10 protein-coding genes are annotated in these 16323 nt (G+C 71.0%); 4 read left to right on the forward strand and 6 right to left on the reverse strand.

Annotation, left to right across the window (positions count from 1 at the left end; all coding sequences use genetic code 11):
• Window positions 1-8 precede the first annotated feature (8 nt).
• Window positions 9-941: a phosphoglycerate dehydrogenase gene (locus B0I29_RS04860; protein WP_111647621.1), complete on the forward strand. Its 933-nt coding sequence runs from the start codon at window positions 9-11 to the stop codon at window positions 939-941.
• Here B0I29_RS04860 and B0I29_RS04865 read toward each other — a convergent pair.
• Complete coding sequence (locus B0I29_RS04865; RefSeq protein WP_111647622.1) at window positions 918-1499, reverse strand: helix-turn-helix domain-containing protein; 582 nt, start codon at window positions 1497-1499, stop codon at window positions 918-920. The two genes, B0I29_RS04860 and B0I29_RS04865, sit on opposite strands and share 24 nt — an antisense overlap.
• Before the next feature lie 80 nt (window positions 1500-1579).
• Between B0I29_RS04865 and B0I29_RS04870 the strand changes: the two genes are divergently transcribed.
• Together B0I29_RS04870 and B0I29_RS04875 are read left to right on the forward strand one after the other, a co-directional pair.
• Entirely contained in the window at window positions 1580-3160 is a 1581-nt protein-coding gene (locus tag B0I29_RS04870; protein ID WP_111647623.1) for a bifunctional NAD(P)/FAD-dependent oxidoreductase/class I SAM-dependent methyltransferase, read from the forward strand.
• 56 nt (window positions 3161-3216) lie between these two features.
• Window positions 3217-8454, forward strand: a complete 5238-nt coding sequence (locus tag B0I29_RS04875; protein ID WP_111647624.1) for a DUF3320 domain-containing protein — start codon at window positions 3217-3219, stop codon at window positions 8452-8454.
• Here B0I29_RS04875 and B0I29_RS04880 read toward each other — a convergent pair.
• The 5 genes from B0I29_RS04880 to B0I29_RS04900 all read right to left on the reverse strand — a co-directional run bounded on the left by B0I29_RS04880 (window position 8444) and on the right by B0I29_RS04900 (window position 14991).
• Window positions 8444-8959: a DUF6879 family protein gene (locus tag B0I29_RS04880; protein WP_111647625.1), complete on the reverse strand. Its 516-nt coding sequence runs from the start codon at window positions 8957-8959 to the stop codon at window positions 8444-8446. The genes B0I29_RS04875 and B0I29_RS04880 overlap by 11 nt on opposite strands.
• Window positions 8960-9026: 67 nt before the next feature.
• Entirely contained in the window at window positions 9027-10562 is a 1536-nt protein-coding gene (locus B0I29_RS04885; protein WP_111647626.1) for an AMP-binding protein, read from the reverse strand.
• 58 nt (window positions 10563-10620) lie between these two features.
• The gene (locus B0I29_RS04890; RefSeq protein WP_111647627.1) at window positions 10621-11853 is read right to left on the reverse strand and encodes an acyl-CoA dehydrogenase family protein; all 1233 of its coding nucleotides are present in this window, start codon (window positions 11851-11853) and stop codon (window positions 10621-10623) included.
• A gap of 902 nt (window positions 11854-12755) precedes the next feature.
• Window positions 12756-13616 carry a MaoC/PaaZ C-terminal domain-containing protein gene (locus tag B0I29_RS04895; protein ID WP_111647628.1) on the reverse strand — a complete coding sequence of 287 codons (861 nt, stop codon included), beginning with the start codon at window positions 13614-13616 and terminating at the stop codon, window positions 12756-12758.
• Window positions 13617-13650: 34 nt separating this feature from the next.
• Window positions 13651-14991: a 3-oxoacyl-ACP reductase gene (locus tag B0I29_RS04900; RefSeq protein WP_111647629.1), complete on the reverse strand. Its 1341-nt coding sequence runs from the start codon at window positions 14989-14991 to the stop codon at window positions 13651-13653.
• Window positions 14992-15043: 52 nt separating this feature from the next.
• Between B0I29_RS04900 and B0I29_RS04905 the strand changes: the two genes are divergently transcribed.
• Window positions 15044-16321: an acetyl-CoA C-acetyltransferase gene (locus B0I29_RS04905; RefSeq protein ID WP_111647630.1), complete on the forward strand. Its 1278-nt coding sequence runs from the start codon at window positions 15044-15046 to the stop codon at window positions 16319-16321.
• Window positions 16322-16323: the final 2 nt, after the last annotated feature.

The following is a 16323-nucleotide window of genomic DNA, read 5'->3' on the forward strand; positions in this document are numbered from 1 at the left end:
CTGAGGGCATGAAGGTTCTGCTCCCCGACTCCGTCGAACTCGACCTCACGCTTGACGACGCCGTCATCTACGAGGTCGGCAAGCCCATCCCCGACCAGCATCTCGACGCCGAGGTGCTGGTCGTCTGGGGCAACCCGTCCGGCATGCTCGCCGACGCTGCCCGCCGCCTCAAGAGCCTGCGCTGGGTGCAGACCCTGGCCGCCGGTCCGGACGCCGTGGTCCAGGCCGGTTTCGCGCCGGACGTGGCGATCACCTGCGGGATCGGCCTGCACGACCAGACCGTCACCGAGCACACCCTCGCCATGGTCCTGGCCGCGGCCCGGCGGCTGCATCTGCTGGTCCGGGCACAGATCGGCCACCGGTGGGCGGAGGAGCTGGGTGGGATTCAGCCGGTGCGGGAGCCGGCTCTTTTCCGTACGCTGCGTGACGCCAACGTGGTGATCTGGGGTTTCGGCGGCATCGCCGCGACGCTCGCGCCGATCCTCACGACGCTCGGCGCGAAGGTCACCGGAGTGGCGCGCAGCGCCGGCGAGCGGCACGGATTCCCGGTGGTCACGGCCGCGGATCTGCCAGACCTGCTGCCGGCGACCGACCTGCTCATCTCGATCCTTCCGGCAACCCCCGAGACGGTACGCGTGATCAACGCCGACGTCCTGGCCCACCTGCAGCCGCACGCCTGGGTGGTGAACGTGGGCCGGGGCAGCACCCTCGACGAAGCGGCCCTGCTCAACGCGGTGCGGTCGCGGCGGATCGCCGGCGCGGCGCTGGACGTCTTCGAGACCGAGCCGCTGCCGATCGACGCGGGGTTCTGGGACGAGCCGAACATCATCATCACGCCGCACGCGGCGGGTGGCCGCCCGATCGGCGCGGAATCGTTGATCACGGAGAACCTGGCGGCCTTCACCGAGGGGAGGCCGTTACGCAACCCCGTTGCTCGTTGACCGGGCACGGACGTGGACCCGCTCGCCCTGCGGGCCGAAGATGCTGATCACCTCGACCGGCTCGGTGCCCGCGTTCAGCACCAGGTGCGGCAGCCGGGTGTCGAACTCGGCGGCCTCACCCGGCTCCAGCAGCAGATCGTGCTCGCCGAGCCGCAGCCGGACCGTCCCGGAGAGCACGTAGAGCCATTCGTACCCCTCGTGGGTCTTCTGCTCGTGGCAGTCGCCCTCACCGGTCGGGATGATCGTCTTGAACGCCTGGAGGCCGCCCGGCCGCCGCGACAACGGGATGTACGTCCGCCCGCCCCGCACGATCGGCCGCGCCCGCACCCGGGGATCACCGGTCTCCGGCGCGTCCACCAGGTCGTCGAGGCTCACCTGGTACGCCTTGGCGAGCGGCAGCAGCAGCTCCAGCGTCGGTTTCCGGCTGCCCGACTCCAGGCGGGACAGGGTGCTCACCGAGATCCCGGTGGACTCGGCGACCTGCTGGAGCGTCAGGTCCCGGCGCTGGCGCAGATCCCGCAACCGGGGGCCGACCGCAGCGAGCTCGTCTTTTGCCATAACGGCAACAATAGTTGCTGACTTTCGGAACCCTGGGGGAGGGTGAGCAGGTAGCCAGGGGTAACGCGAAGGGAAGTCCGATGCAGCAGGATGCGTACGACGTCGTAGTGATCGGTGGCGGCGCCGCCGGGCTGAGCGGGGCGATGGTGCTGGCCCGCTCCCGGCGGTCGGTGCTCGTCGTGGACAGCGGTGAGCCGCGGAATGCTCCGGCGGCTCACATGCACAACGTCCTGGGGTTCGACGGCCGGCCGCCGGCGGAGCTGCTGGCGGCGGGCCGTGCGGAAGTCTCCGGATATGGCGCGGAATTCGTGACCGCGACCGCTATTTCGGCCGTTAAAGGTGACGACGGCTTCACTGTCACGCTGGACAACGGCCGCCAGGTCACCGGACGACGGCTCCTCGTCACCACCGGCCTGGTCGACGAACTCCCGGACATCCCCGGCCTCGCCGACCGCTGGGGCCGCGACGTCGCGCACTGCCCGTACTGCCACGGGTACGAACTCCGCGACCAGCGGATCGGCGTGATCGTGAGCGGCCCGCTGGCCTTCCACACAGCGCAGATGTGGCGCCAGCTCAGCCCGCACGTGCTCTTCCTGCTCAACGGCAGCGCCGCGCCCGGCCCCGAGCAGGCCGAAGAGCTCGCCGCCCGCGGGATGCCGGTGGTCGCCGAGCCGATCGCCTCGGTCCAGGTCACCGGCGACCGCCTCACCGGAGTACGGCTCGAATCCGGCGCCGTGGTGGCACTGGACGCCATCGCGGTCGGCCCCCGCTTCGTGGCCCGCTCGGCGATCCTGGAGTCGCTCGGCCTCAAGGCGGTCGACTTCGAGATGAACGGCCACGTGCTCGGCACCCACATCCCGGCCGAGCCGAACGGCGCCACCGCGGTTCCCGGCGTCTGGGTAGCCGGCAACGTCACGAACCTGGGCGCCACGGTGGCGGTCGCCGCCGCGGCCGCGCAGACCACCGGCGCGATGATCAACCTGGACCTGATCGCGGAGGAGACCCGGGAGGCCGTCGGCGCGTACCGGCACCGGATCTCCACGATGTTCGAGGAGGATGCCTGGGAGGAGCGGTACCGGGGCAAGGACGCCATCTGGAGCGGACGGCCCAACCCGCAGCTGGTGGCCGAGGCGACCGATCTGAGCGCCGGGCGGGCGCTCGACGTCGGCTCCGGTGAGGGCGCCGACGCGGTCTGGCTGGCCCAGCGGGGCTGGCAGGTCACCGCGGCCGACATCTCGACAGTGGCGCTGGGCCGGGCCGCCGGGCACGCCAAGTCGGCCGGTGTCGCCGATCGGATCACGTTCAGTCACGCTGATCTTCGCCAGGAGGCGCCCGCCGCGGCCTCGTACGATCTGGTCTCGGCGCAGTTCATGCACCTGCCGCCGCAGGCGCGGCAGGAGCTGTACGCCCACCTGGCCGGCGCTGTCGCACCCGGCGGGACCCTGCTGATCGTCGGTCACCACCCGTCCGATCTGGTGACCACCGTGGGCCGGATGCACTTCCCGGACATGCTCTTCACCGGTGAACAGATCGCCGCGACGCTCGACCCGTCGTTGTGGGAGATCGTCGCCGCCGAGGCCCGGCCGAGGCCGCACACCGACCCGGAAGGCCGGGAAATCACGATTCACGACGCTGTCTTGGTCGCTCGACGCCGCAACTGAGTCGATATTCGGGCGAATCGCCAGCATTCATCCGGCCGCCTTGCTGGAATGGGCACATGCGGCCGGATGATGCTGAAGGACCCACCGGCCCGGGCGATGACGCCCGGGCGGCGCTTGCGGCCTGGCGCGACGGTATCGGCGAACCAGGGCCTGCGAACCGGCTCCTCAACCTGCCACGCGGCGGCGCTGACCTCGTCGAGATCGTCGCACCGGACGCGTCCGGCGTGCTCACCGCGCTCAGCGAGGGCAAGGACTGGGTGTTCGGCGACGGCCGGCTGCGGGTTGATCTGCCGGACGAGGTGCTGCACCCGCTGCTGCGCCGGCTTCGCCGGCACGCCCTTGCCGAACAGGCCGACCGCGGGGTCGAGGTCCTGCACCTCGCCGCCGGCCTGCTGCATTGGCAGGACAGCGACGGTACGGGCTACGCCAGCCCGATCCAGCTCGTGCCCGTGGAGCTCGTCGCGCTCGGCCCGGACGACGTGCCGAGCCTGCGCGCCGGCAGCGGCGATCCGATCCCGAACCCGGCGCTCGCCACCCGCCTGGCGAAGCTGGGCGTCGACATCGCGGAGCTGAACGGCCAGATCTCCTCCAAGGCGGGCTGGCGCACTGACAACACCCTGGTCCTGGCCCGCTTCGACGTGGCCGCCGAGGAGATCCGCCGCGATCTGTCGGTCCACGCCGACGCCGCCGCCGGGCACCCGGTCGTCCGCGCCCTCGCCACCGGCACCGCGAACGCGTTCACCTTCGCGCCGATCACCGCCGCCGAGATCGACACCCTGGCGCCGCCCGAGGACACCCCGCTGGTGCTCGACGCCGACGCCGACCAGCGGGCCTGCGTCGCGGCCGCGCTCGACGGGCACAGCTTCGTCATCGACGGCCCGCCCGGAACCGGCAAGTCGCAGACCGTGGCCAACCTGATCGGGGCGCTCGCGCACGCCGGGAAACGCGTGCTGTTCGTCTCCGAGAAGGCCGCCGCCCTCGACACCGTCCAGCACCGGCTCTCCGCCGCCGGGCTCGGCAACCACCTGCTCGACCTGCACGGATCCAAGATCGCCCGGCGGAGCGTGGCGAGCGCGCTGGCCGCCGCTCTGGACGCGGCGCCGACCGCTCCGGGGCCCGGGATGCCCGGCGACGAACGCGAAGCGCTGCGGGCGGCACGGGAGAAGCTCAACGCGTACGCGGAAGCCGTCAACGAGATCCGCGAACCGCTCGGCAAGAGCCTGCACGACGTCGTCGGCGCCCTGTCCGGGCTGAACGACCTGCCGGACGCCCCGACCGCCGGCATCGGTGCGGCCGCGCTCACCAGCGAGGCCCTGGACCGGGTACGCGCCGCCGCCGAGAACCTCGCCGCCGCCTGGCGCCCCGCCAACGAGCGCAGCGGTTTCCGGTGGCGTGAGGTCCTGGAGAAGGAATCGCTCGACGAGGCGCTGCAACTCGCCCAGATCGCCCTCGACGACCTGGCCGGAGCGTCCACCCCGAACGCGGCCATCGCCACCGCGTTCCACCTGCGCCTGCCGTCGGACGCCCCGGCGCTCGCCGAAGCAGCCGAACACGCCGCCAAACGGCCGCCCGAGGTCCAGGACAGCTGGCTCACCACGCTGGCCCTGCGCCCGGTACGCCAGGCCGCCGAAGACCTGGAACGGCTGCTCGACGAGGTGACCCGGGCCGTCGAGCAGGCCGAAGCGCGTACCGGCGTGAGCTGGGAGACCCTGGCCGCTCCGCTGGACGCCGGCCGCATCCCCGAACCGCACCGGCTCATCCCGCCGGCGGTACGCCTCGAACCGCTCACCGCCGCCGACGCCAAGTCGCTGGCCAGCAGGTTCGCCGCGGACGCCGACGAGCTGGAGCACCAGCAGCGGCGCCTGGACCGGGTCACCACCCGGCTGCGCCTGCCGGACGTCGTGATGTTCACCGACGTCGAGCTGGTCACCCTCATCGCCGACCTCGGCGGCCGGCCGGACAAGCCGCTGACCGCCTGGTTCAGCCCCGGCGCGCAGAGCGCGGTGCACGGCGCCGCCGCCCAGCTGCGCCGGCACGTCGAAGCCGTCGCGGCCGCACGTGCCGAGGCGGACGCGTACTTCACCGACGCGGTGCTGCGCGAACCCGTCGAGGAACTCGCCGAACGGTTCGCCACCGTGCACCGCGGCGCCCGCAAGCTGCTCGCGCCGCACCGGCGCGACAAGGAGGCGGTCGCCGGGTTCACCCGGCCCGACGTGAGCATCGACGAGGCGGTGGTCCACCTCGACCTCGCGGTCGCCTGGCGGCGGGCTCACGAGGGCCTGGTCGCGGCGGAACGGCAGCACGCCGCCTCGCTCGGCCGGTACTGGAAGCGGCTCGACACCGACTTCCGCGGGGTCGGCCGGGCCCTGGAGACCGCGGCCGAGGTGCTGCGGGTCGCGCCGACCGAGGCGCTGCCCGCCGTGATCGGCTACGTCACCTCGGAGACCGGGCACGACGAGGAGCTGCTGCTCGCGGTCACCGAGGCTCGGGACGTGTTCCGGCACTGGCGGTCCACGCTGCGCCCGGAGCCGGAACCGGCGGCCCGTCCCGAGCTGGGACAGGGCACCGTGCACGACGGCATCGCCTGGCTGCGTGCCCAGGTCGGCACCCTCGGCGAGACCGCGACGCTGCTCGACCAGCTGGGCCGGGCGGTCGGCCGGGACCTCAACGTCGCCGAAGCCCGGACGGTGCTGGTGGCACGGCAGGCCGTCCTGGACGCCGAGGACGCACTGAACACCGCGTCGGCCGGGTACCGGGCTGCGCTCGGGGACGCGTACCAGGGCCGGCGGACCGATCTGCGGGCGCTCGGCGAGGCGATCGACTGGGCGGCGCGGGCGCGGACCCTGCGCACCGGGACGGACGCGCCGCTGAACTCCGACCAGATGCGGGCGCTGGGCAGCGGCGGCAGCCGGCCGGCCGACCTGCTGCCGCTGATCGCGGCCTGGCAGGAGGCCCGGCAGCGGATTCTGGACGCGTTCGGCCCGGCCCGGCAGGTGCGGCTCGCCACCACCCTCGACCGCTACGAGACCGCCCGTGACCTGCTGCGCGACCTGCGCGAGGACGACACCGGGCAGCGCGAGTGGTTCGACTATCTGGACGCCCGCGAGATCCTCGCCGAACACGGTCTCGACGGTGTCGTGGACTTCTGCGCCGACCACGCCGTCGACGTGCGGCTGGTGCCGGACGTGATCGAGCGGACCGCGTACCGGGCGTGGGCCGAGGACGTCGTGGCCTCCGACGAGCGGCTCGAACCGCTCGCCGCCGGGGACCGCAACGAGCTGGTCGACGTCTTCCACCGGCTCGACGCCGGACTGCTCCAGGACGCCGCGAGCGCGGTCATCCAGGCCGTACACCGGCGCCGGCCGAAGACGCCGAAGAAGACCCCGCCGACGATCGCGTTGATCCGCGCCGAGGGGCAGAAGCAGAAGGGCCACCTGCCGGTACGGCAACTGCTCGGCGAGGTCTGGGAGGCCGCGGCCGCGCTGAAGCCGTGTTTCCTGATGCCGCCCGCCGCGGCCGGCCGGTTCCTGCCGGACCAGGCCCGCTTCGACGTCGTGATCGTCGACGAGGCGTCCCGGATGACGCCGGCCGCGCTGGTCTCCTGCGCCCGGCGCGGCACCTCACTGATCATCGTGGGCGACGACGCCCAGCTGCCGCCCGCCGGCGATCAGCCGTCGGCGCTGGTCGTCGCGAACGACTGCGGCGCCTTCACCCGGATCGGTCTCACCCGGCACTACCGCAGCCGGCACGAGTCGCTCATCGACTTCGCCAACCAGGCGTTCTACCAGGGCCGGCTGATCACGTTCCCGGGCGCGCTGCCGCCCGGGCCGGACATCGGCGTCGAGCTCTTCGGCGTCGGCCACGGCGGCAGCGAGGCCGATTACGTGGCCGAGCGGGTCGTTCACCACTTCAACCACCGGCCCACCCTGTCGATCGGCGTGGTCACGCTCACCGCCGGACAGGCCGACACGATCGCCGACGCCGTCGAGACCACCCTGGCCGGCGACCCCGACCTGGAACGGTTCCTCGGCGACGTCTTCGTGAAGGACGCCGAGACCGCGCAGGGCGACGAACGCGACGTGATCATCCTGGCCACCGGTGCGAGCCTGGACGCGGCCGGCGGCCCCACCGGCGCCCGCCGGCTCAACGTCGCGATCACCCGGGCCCGCCAGCGGGTCGAGGTGGTCAGCGCCATCCCCGCCCGCGCCGAACCCGCCGGAGAGGGCGAGCGCAAGCTTTCCGCGTACCTGGAGAACGCGACCTCGGGAACCGCTCAGGGTGAGCGAGGCGACCAGATCTCCACCGCGCTCGAGGACTCCGTCCTCGAAACCATCACGGGCTGGGGCTTCGCGGCGGACGCCCAGGTGGGCGTCGGTCCAGGTCGCGTCGCGGTCGGGGTACGCGGAAACGACGCCGACGACTCCGGATACGTGCTCGGAGTCCTGTGCGACGGCCCGGGTCACGCAGCTCCCGTGGCTCGCGACCGGGACCGCCTGGGCGACCAGGTGCTGCACAGTCTCGGCTGGAGCCTGCACCGGATCTGGAGCGTCCCGTGGTACCGCGACCGGGCGCAGGAGGAGGCCCGGCTGCGGGTCGCCATCGAGAACGCCCTCGCCGTCCCGGACGTCTTCGCCGAAGCGGACGAGGAACTGCTGGCCATCCGCCCGGCGCCGCGCCCGGAGTGGGCGCTGCCCTACGAGCGCGCCACGGTCGGCACGCTGCCGGCCAGTGCCCGCGCCAACGACGACGTGGCCCGTGCCCTGCTCGTGCAGGCCGTCGAACGGGTCGCCGAGCTGGAAGGCCCGGTGCACCTGCAGGTCCTGACCCGGCGCATCCGCGAGGCGTGGGGGATCAGCCGGCTCACCCAGGGTGTGAAGACCGCCATCGACGTGGCGATCCGTTCGTCCAGTGCCGGATTCGACGGCACGTTCGTCACCGCGCCCGACGCGCCGATCCCGGCCGTCCGGGTACCCGCCGACGGGGTGAACCGCAAGCCCGACCAGGTCGCCGAGCCGGAGCTGCAGCTAGCCCTGGAATACCTGGTGCTCGACGCCGGCCTGGTCGAGGGGGAGGACCTGCTGGCCGCGGCCGGCCGGCTCTTCGGCTGGAGCGGCAACCGGGCCGGGGCGTCAAGGCTCGCCCAGATGCTCGACGACCTGGTCTCGGCCGGGCGGCTGATCGCGCATCGCAGCGGGCTGATCGCCGCGCCCGAGGAGGATCAGCTCGACCTGCCCGATCCGGCTTCGCTGCCGCACCGCGACGACGCGAAACGGCGGTCGGACGTCAGCGCTTGACGTACTCGTCGTGCGGGACCGCGACCGGCCAGAGGGCGTCGCGGACCCGCACGCAGTGATCGACGATCGCCGGGTCGTCGGTCGCGGCACCGAAGATCTCTTCGTCTGTCCCGGACAGGGTGAACACCGCTCGCCGGTCGTCGAAGATCCAGTAGTCGTCGGCGGCGATCGGCAGGCCGTCCAGCTCGCCGCGCGGCAGCCAGCGGATCACCTCGCCGGCATCGGCGTTGAGGTGCGAGATGCTCAACAGCCAGCGGGTGTAGTCGACGTGCGGCTCGGTCACCACGCGCAGCCGGCGCACGCTGCGCCCGGACGCGGTGGTCTGCCGGACCAGATTCAGCCAGGGCTGCTGCCATCCGAAGTCGTCGGGCTCACCGGCGAGATATCGACGTATCGGCTCGGTCTCCTCGGGTGTCTCGTAGGCGTCGGCGACCTCCAGATGGAAGGCCTCGCGCTGGAAACCGCGGAAGAGCTCGTCGAATTCGTCGTTCAAGAGCAACTGCATCAGTCCACGATGGTCACTCAGGGTGCCTAGGTCCACACTCTGAGGCAAATCTGCAACTTGCAGAAAATTATCGTGTGTGGAGTTCCCGGGTCACGACCTTGCCGGTGGCGTTGCGGGGGAGGGCGTCCAGGAAGGTCACATCGCGAGGCACGCAGAACCGGGCGCGGTGACGGCGGACGTGATCGCGGACCTCGTCCGGGGTCAGCTTCTCGCCGTCGCGCAGGACGATGTACGCGGCCAGGCGCTGGCCGTATTCGTCGTCCGGGACGCCGATCACCGCGGCTTCGCGGATCTGGGGGACGTCGGCGAGCAGGCTCTCCACCTCGGACGGGAAGACGTTCTCGCCGCCGGAAACGATCATGTCGTCCTGGCGGCCGTCGATGAAGAGTCTTCCGGTGTCGTCGAGGTGGCCGAGATCGCCGGTGCCGAGAAGGCCGTTTGTTCGCTTTACATCTTTATTTCCGATATATCCCTCGAAAAGCATCTCGTTGACGACGTGGATGCTTTCGACGGTGCTAGCCGGTACTTCGCGGTCGTCCTCGCCGAGGATCTTCACCGTCGTTCCGAACGGTGGCCGGCCCGCGGTGTTCGGCGCGGCCCGCAGGTCCTCCGGCGTGGCGATCGAGACCCAGGACGCCTCCGTCGAGCCGTACAGGTTGTAGAGGACGTCTCCGTACCGATCCATGAACCGGGTGGCGAGGCCACCCGGCAGAGCCGAGCCGCTTACAGCGACTGTTTTGATTGTGGGGACTTCCTCTTGCGCTGGGAGATCCATCAGCTGCTGCACCATCACGGGTACGCCGATCAGCGCATCGACGTTGTTCCGGATCAGTGACTCGTGGACCTTCGCGGCGTCGAATCGTCGATGCAGCACGATCGTCGCGCGCAGCGCCAGGGCGATCTGGAGACCGGCGAAACCCCACGTGTGGAAGAGCGGCGCGGCCAGCAGGATCCGGTCGCCGGCGCGCAGCGGGATCCGGTCGATCACCGAGCAGAGCGGGCCGAAGCCGCCGGGGGTGGGCCGTCGCGCTCCCTTGGGTGTGCCGGTGGTGCCGGAGGTGAGCACGATGGTCCGGCCGGGTTTCTCCGGCGGCCGGAGGTCATCGCCTTTTTTCGCCGGGATCTTGTCCGCCTGGATTTTCGCGATGTTTTCGACGAGAGCCAACTGCGGGGCGAACTCCTCGTCGTGGATCAGGGCGGACAGCTCCTGGTCCTCGGCGACGGTGGCGAGCTGGTGGGCGGAGAGTCCGGTATTGATCAGCACGGGGTCGGCGCCGAGCGAGGTGATCCCGATCAGCGCCTCGATCATCCGGGCCGAGTTGCGGCAGAGCAGGCCGACTCTGTCCCCGCCTTTGATTCCCTTGCTCTTGACCGCGTGGGCCACGCGCTCGGAGCCGGCCAGCAGCTCCGCGTACGTCACCCGGCGCTCGTCGTCGATCACCGCGATCCGCTCGGGGCTGCGGGCCGCGGCCTGGCGCAGCTCGCCGGCGAGGCCGAAACCCCACCGGCCGAGCGCGCCGAACTGCCGCACGATCCGCACCGGATTTCCCGGGGTGATCAGGCCGCGCCGGGCCATCGTGGTGGCGATGAAGGGCAGGTCCATGTCGGGTGCGTCCCTCTCGTCAGCAGATCTGGTCTCTCGTCGGCCTGCCGGGCTTTCGTCAGCGGATGTGGACTCCGGAGATGGCTCGGGCGATCACCAGACGCTGGATCTCCGAGGTGCCCTCGAAGATCGTGTAGATCTTGGCGTCCCGGTACATCCGCTCCACCGGGTGATCACGCAGGTATCCGGCGCCGCCGAGGATCTGCACCGCCTTCTCGGTGACGGCGACCGCCACCTCGCCGGCCTTCAGCTTCGACATCGAACCCTCGCCCGCCGCGAACGGCCGCTCGTTACGGCCCATCCACGCGGCCCGCCACACCAGCAGCCGCGCCGCGTCGATCTCGGTACGCATGTCGGCCAGGGCGAACGCGATCGCCTGGTTCTCGATGATCGGACGGCCGAACTGGACACGGGTCTTCGCGTACTCCAGGGCGTACTCGTACGCGGCCCGGGCGATGCCGAGCGCCTGTGCTCCGACCGCGGGACGGGACAGTTCGAACGTACGCATCGCGGCCTGCCCGGATCGCTTCGTCCGGTCCGCCGGGGTGTTCTGCTTTTCTCTGGCGCGGGCCAGGCGCCGGTCCAGGGCTTCCTTGCCGCCGAGCAGGCAGCTGCCGGGGATCCGCACGTCGTCGAGGAAGACGTCGGCGGTGTGCGAGGCGCGAAGGCCCAGCTTCTTCAGCTTCCGGGTCGCGGCCAGCCCTTTCGTGCCGGGCGGCACCACGAAGGCGGCCTGCCCCCGGGAACCCAGGCTCGGGTCGACGCTGGCCGTCACGACGTGCACGTTCGCGATGCCGCCGTTGGTGGCGTACGCCTTCTGCCCGTTCAGCACCCACTCGTCGGACGCCTCGTCGTAGACCGCCCGGCTGCGCATCGACGCGACATCCGACCCGGCTTCCGGCTCGGTGCTGCAGAACGCGGCAACCTTGGGATCGGCCGCGTCACCGAAGCACTGCGGTACCCACTCGACGAGCTGGTCGGGCGTACCCGAGCCGTAGATCGCAGCGACCGCGAGCGACGTCCCGGAGATCGCCATCCCGATGCCGCCGTCACCCCAGAAGAGCTCCTCGTTGGCGACCGGCAGACTGAGCCCGGACGTGTCCGACCAGGTGTTGACCAGGAACTCGAACCCGTAAAGCCCGATCTTCGCAGCCTCCTGCAGAATCGGCCAGGGCGTCTCCTCCCGCTCGTCCCACTCGGACGCAGCGGGCCGGATCACCGTCTCGGCGAACCCGTGCACCCACGCACGCAGGTCTTGTTGTTCCTCATTGAGGTCGAGCCAGAACTCCACGTCGGATCAGCCTTTCCGGCAGCGGGTTAACTCGCCGGTAACTTTAAGGAGCACCCCCCACCCCTGACAACCACCAAGCCCCACCCCGCACGCGCCGACCCCAAAAGCGCTCCGCGCCCCAAGTCGACACGGCCGGGTGGGCCTGGTGCTGCGTGTCGAGTTCGGGTGCGTTCCGCGCCTCCCACAGTCAGGCGGGCCCGGTCGGCCAAGGCCGGCTGGCGCTCACGGTCGCCATGCGCGACAGCCGGCAGCCGCAGGCGACAGCTGGGCAAAGCGCGGCCGGGGCGGCTTGTGCTCGTGGTCGCGTAGAGCCGGCAAACACGACCGCAGGAACAAGCCGGCCCCGGACGTGAGCAGTCATGTCAGATCTAGGAAGCGCGTGGTCCCATGTGGGCGTAACTCACCGAGATCGCCGCCCGGTAAGCCACTTTGTAGCGATAAATCAGACCAGTCGCCCCGGGCCGCCACGGCGCGCTGACCTCACCGGAGCGTGTCGAGGCGCGGGGCTGAGCCGTAGCTGAGTGAGGTAATCGGGTCCTCATAAGGTGGCTGGACTACGGCTCCGTGGCCGGAGCCGTAGCTCAGTCGCGTCATCGGGCCCGAATAACCGGGCTGAGCTACGGCTCGCCCACGCGGCGGCCCGATCTTGGCGAGGAAGGCGGCCCTAACTCGGCACCGTTGCTGGCCGGTTCGCCGTCTCCCGGGGCATCGCGTGTCGAGTTTGGGTGCGCTGCGCACCTCACATTCACACGGGCGGGCGGTTCGCGGCGTGTGTGTCGAGTTCGGGCGCGTATCGCACCGTAAATCGACACACAGGCTTGGTTGCCGTTCCTGCTGGACAGGGGCTGTCGAGGGCGGCGCCGCGCGGGGGTGCCGGGTTGCCGGCCGTGGGAGAGGGCTTCTCAGGGGGTGATTCTGCCGGTCAGGTGGGTGCGTTGTGAGTGGAGGGTGAACTCCCGGCCCGCGCCGGTTGGGGTGGCCGTGAAGGACGGTTTGGAGGGGAGGAGCAGGGGGTTCTTGAAGGCGACGTCCACGGTGTACGACTCCGGGAGGCGGCCCTCCAAAGCGGCCAGGGAGCGGGCCTTCGTCCACATGCCGTGGGCGATCGGGCGGGGGAAGCCGAAGAGTTTGGCGCCTACCCGGGACGTGTGGATCGGGTTGCGGTCGCCGGAGACAGCGGCGTAGTCGCTGCCCACCCTGGCCGGCACCCACCACACGGTTCCCGCCAAAACCGAAATTTCGGAAATGTCCGGAACAAGGGGCCCGCCCGGATCCTGGGAACCGCCCCGCGGCTTTGTCACGCGGAGGTATGTCGACACCTCTCGCCACACCCCGGCCCCGCCCACCGAAGCGGTGGTGACCACGTCGAACTGGCGGCCCCGTGGATGATCGCGCAGCTCCACCGCCCGCACCGACAGATCGAGCCGCTCCTCCGCCAGCACCGGCCGGGACACCGTGATCCGGTTCGTCACGTGGACCAGACCGATCAACCCCAGCGGGAAATCCGGCGCCGTCATCAGCTGCATGGTCAGCGGGAACGCGAGCACATGCGGATACGTAGCCGGCAACCGATCGGACAGCCGGAAACCGCACACCCGGTCGTAGGCCGCCAGATGCGACCGGTCCACCACGACACCCCGGTGCACCATCTCGATGTCCGGCAGGGTCGAGCCGCGGCGGGTGCCCGGGAGCATGCCCAGCGCGGCCCGGGCATAGGAAGCCGTCGTCCCCGGCCCGGAACTCAGCTCGACGACCGCCACCATCTCAGGCACCCACCATCTCAAGCACCCGACATTCTCAAGCACCCAGCAGGCTCTGGCCGCAGACCCGCACCACGTTGCCGGTGATCGCGGCCGACGCCGGTGACGCGAACCAGGCGATCGTCTCGGCGACGTCGATCGGGAGGCCGCCCTGGGACAGGCTGTTCAGCCGGCGGCCGGCTTCGCGCAGGCCGACCGGCATCTTCGCGGTCATCGCGGTCTCGATGAAGCCGGGCGCCACCGCGTTGATCGTGATGCCGCGACCCAGCAGATCCGCGGCGTGCGACTCGACCATGCCGATCACGCCGGCCTTGCTGGTCGCGTAGTTCGTCTGCCCCCGGTTCCCGGCGATGCCGGCGATCGACGCGACGCCGATGATGCGTCCGCCCGAGGGGATCAGCGAGCGCGAGAGCAACAAGTCATTGACCCGCGACGGCGCGGTCAGGTTGACCCCGATCACCGAGTCCCAGTGATCGGCGGACATCCGGGCGATCGTCTTGTCGCGGGTGATGCCGGCGTTGTGCACGACGATGTCGACGCCGGCGTGCGGTCCGGCGGCGAGGTACCCGGCCAACCGGGCGGGCGCGTCCTCGGCGGTGAGGTCCAGCTGGAGGGCACGGCCCTGGCAGGAGTTCGCCACGTCGGCGAGGGAGTCGCCGGCAGCCGGGACGTCGAGTGCGATCACGTCGGCGCCGTCGCGGGCCAGGGTGCGGGCGATCGCCGCGCCGATGCCCCGGGCCGCGCCGGTGACCAGGGCGAGCTTGCCGGCGAGCGGCCGTTCCCAGTCCGCCGGGACTTCCACAGTGCCGGCGCCGATCCGGATGACCTGCCCGGACACATAGGCCGAGCGCCCGCTCAGCAGGAACCGCAGGGTGGACTCGAGCCCACCCTCGCCGCCGGGCGCCACATAGACGAGCTGACTCGTCACCCCGCGCCCGAACTCCTTGCCGATGCTCCGGGTCAGACCTTCAAGGCTCCGCTGCGCGGTCGCCTCTTCCGGCCCAGGCGTCAGGTCCGGCTGGGTGCCGAGCACGATCACGCGGCCCGAGACCTTCACCGAGCGTGCGTACGCGTGAAAGTAGTCGTACAACGCCCGCAACTGCTCGGATGCCACGATGCCGGTGGCGTCGAAGATCAGCGCCGCATATCTCGTACCCTCGGTGAAGGAAGGGGCGACCTCGACGCCTGCGTCTCCCAGCAGTTTGCGGATCGGCTCGGAGAGCCGGCCGTCAGGCGCCGCACCGACCAGGACCGGCCCGTCGGCCAGCGGATCTCCCGCCTGGTGACGCCGCAGCCGGGGCGGGTCGGGGAGCCCGAGCCGCTTGACCACGGTCCGGCCGAGTCCGGAGTTGGCGAAGTTCGCGTACCTGTCAGCCATGCGGGTAGCCTACCGGTGAGTAACCGAAGTGCTGTCGATGTGGAGGATAGTCGTGCCGGACATCAAGCGGGTTGCGGTGCTCGGCGGGAACCGGATCCCGTTCGCCCGGTCCAACAGCCGGTACGCCGAAGCCTCGAACCAGGACATGCTGACCGCCGCGCTGGACGGGCTGATCGCCCGGTTCGGCCTGGCCGGCGAGCAGCTCGGCGAGGTCGTCGCGGGCGCCGTGCTCAAGCACTCCCGTGACTTCAACCTGACCCGCGAGGTGGTGCTCGGCTCCCGCCTCGACGCGCGGACCCCGGCGTACGACATCCAGCAGGCCTGCGGCACCGGCCTGGAAGCCGCCATCCTGGTCGCCAACAAGATCGCCCTCGGGCAGATCGACGCCGGTGTCGCCGGTGGCGTGGACACCACCTCGGACGCCCCGCTGCAGGTCAACGAGGACATGCGCCGCGCGCTGCTGGAGATGAACCGCGCGCGCACGTTCGGCGCCCGCCTCAAGGCCGCCGCGAAACTGCGCCCGCAGCAGGCGCTCCAGCCGGTGCAGCCGCGCAACTCGGAGCCACGCACCGGGCTCTCGATGGGCGAGCACGCGGCGATCACCGCCCTGCGCTGGCAGATCACCCGGGAGGCGCAGGACGAGCTGGCGCTCACCTCGCACCAGCGCCTCGCGGCCGCGTACGAAAGAGGCTTTTTCGATGATCTTTTGACGCCTTATCTGGGCCTTACGAAAGATCAGAACCTGCGCGGTGACAGCACGATCGAGAAGCTCGCGTCGCTGAAGACGGTGTACGGCACGGAGAACCCGACCATGACGGCCGGCAACTCGACGCCGCTCACCGACGGCGCGTCGACAGTGCTGCTCGCCTCGGAGGAGTGGGCGGCCGCACACTCGCTGCCGGCGCTGGCCTATCTCACGGACTCGGAGACCGCGGCGGTCGACTACGTGCACGGCGCCGAGGGCCTGCTGATGGCCCCGGCCTATGCCGTGCCGCGGATGCTCGCCCGCAACGGGCTCACCCTGCAGGACTTCGACTACTACGAGATCCACGAGGCGTTCGCGTCGCAGGTGCTCAGCACCCTCGCGGCCTGGGAGTCGCCGGAGTTCTGCAAGGACAAGCTCGGCCTGGACGCGCCGCTCGGCTCGATCGACCGCGCCAAGCTGAACGTCAACGGCTCGTCCCTGGCGGCCGGCCACCCGTTCGCCGCGACCGGCGGCCGCATCGTCGCCACCCTGGCGAAACTGCTCGCACAGAAGGGATCGGGCCGTGGCCTGATCTCCATCTGCGCGGCGGGCGGCCAGGGCGTCGTGGCGATCCTGGAGCGCTGACC

The organism is Actinoplanes lutulentus, assembly GCF_003259845.1.
Classification (GTDB): domain Bacteria; phylum Actinomycetota; class Actinomycetes; order Mycobacteriales; family Micromonosporaceae; genus Actinoplanes; species Actinoplanes lutulentus.

Excerpts from the sequence above, each read along its gene's own strand:
- B0I29_RS04860 (WP_111647621.1), top strand. The coding sequence starts at position 9 with ATGAAGGTTCTGCTCCCCGACTCCGTCGAACTCGACCTCACGCTTGAC.
- B0I29_RS04865 (WP_111647622.1), bottom strand. The coding sequence starts at position 1,499 with ATGGCAAAAGACGAGCTCGCTGCGGTCGGCCCCCGGTTGCGGGATCTG.
- B0I29_RS04870 (WP_111647623.1), top strand. The coding sequence starts at position 1,580 with ATGCAGCAGGATGCGTACGACGTCGTAGTGATCGGTGGCGGCGCCGCC.
- B0I29_RS04875 (WP_111647624.1), top strand. The coding sequence starts at position 3,217 with ATGCGGCCGGATGATGCTGAAGGACCCACCGGCCCGGGCGATGACGCC.
- B0I29_RS04880 (WP_111647625.1), bottom strand. The coding sequence starts at position 8,959 with ATGCAGTTGCTCTTGAACGACGAATTCGACGAGCTCTTCCGCGGTTTC.
- B0I29_RS04885 (WP_111647626.1), bottom strand. The coding sequence starts at position 10,562 with ATGGACCTGCCCTTCATCGCCACCACGATGGCCCGGCGCGGCCTGATC.
- B0I29_RS04895 (WP_111647628.1), bottom strand. The coding sequence starts at position 13,616 with ATGGTGGCGGTCGTCGAGCTGAGTTCCGGGCCGGGGACGACGGCTTCC.
- B0I29_RS04900 (WP_111647629.1), bottom strand. The coding sequence starts at position 14,991 with ATGGCTGACAGGTACGCGAACTTCGCCAACTCCGGACTCGGCCGGACC.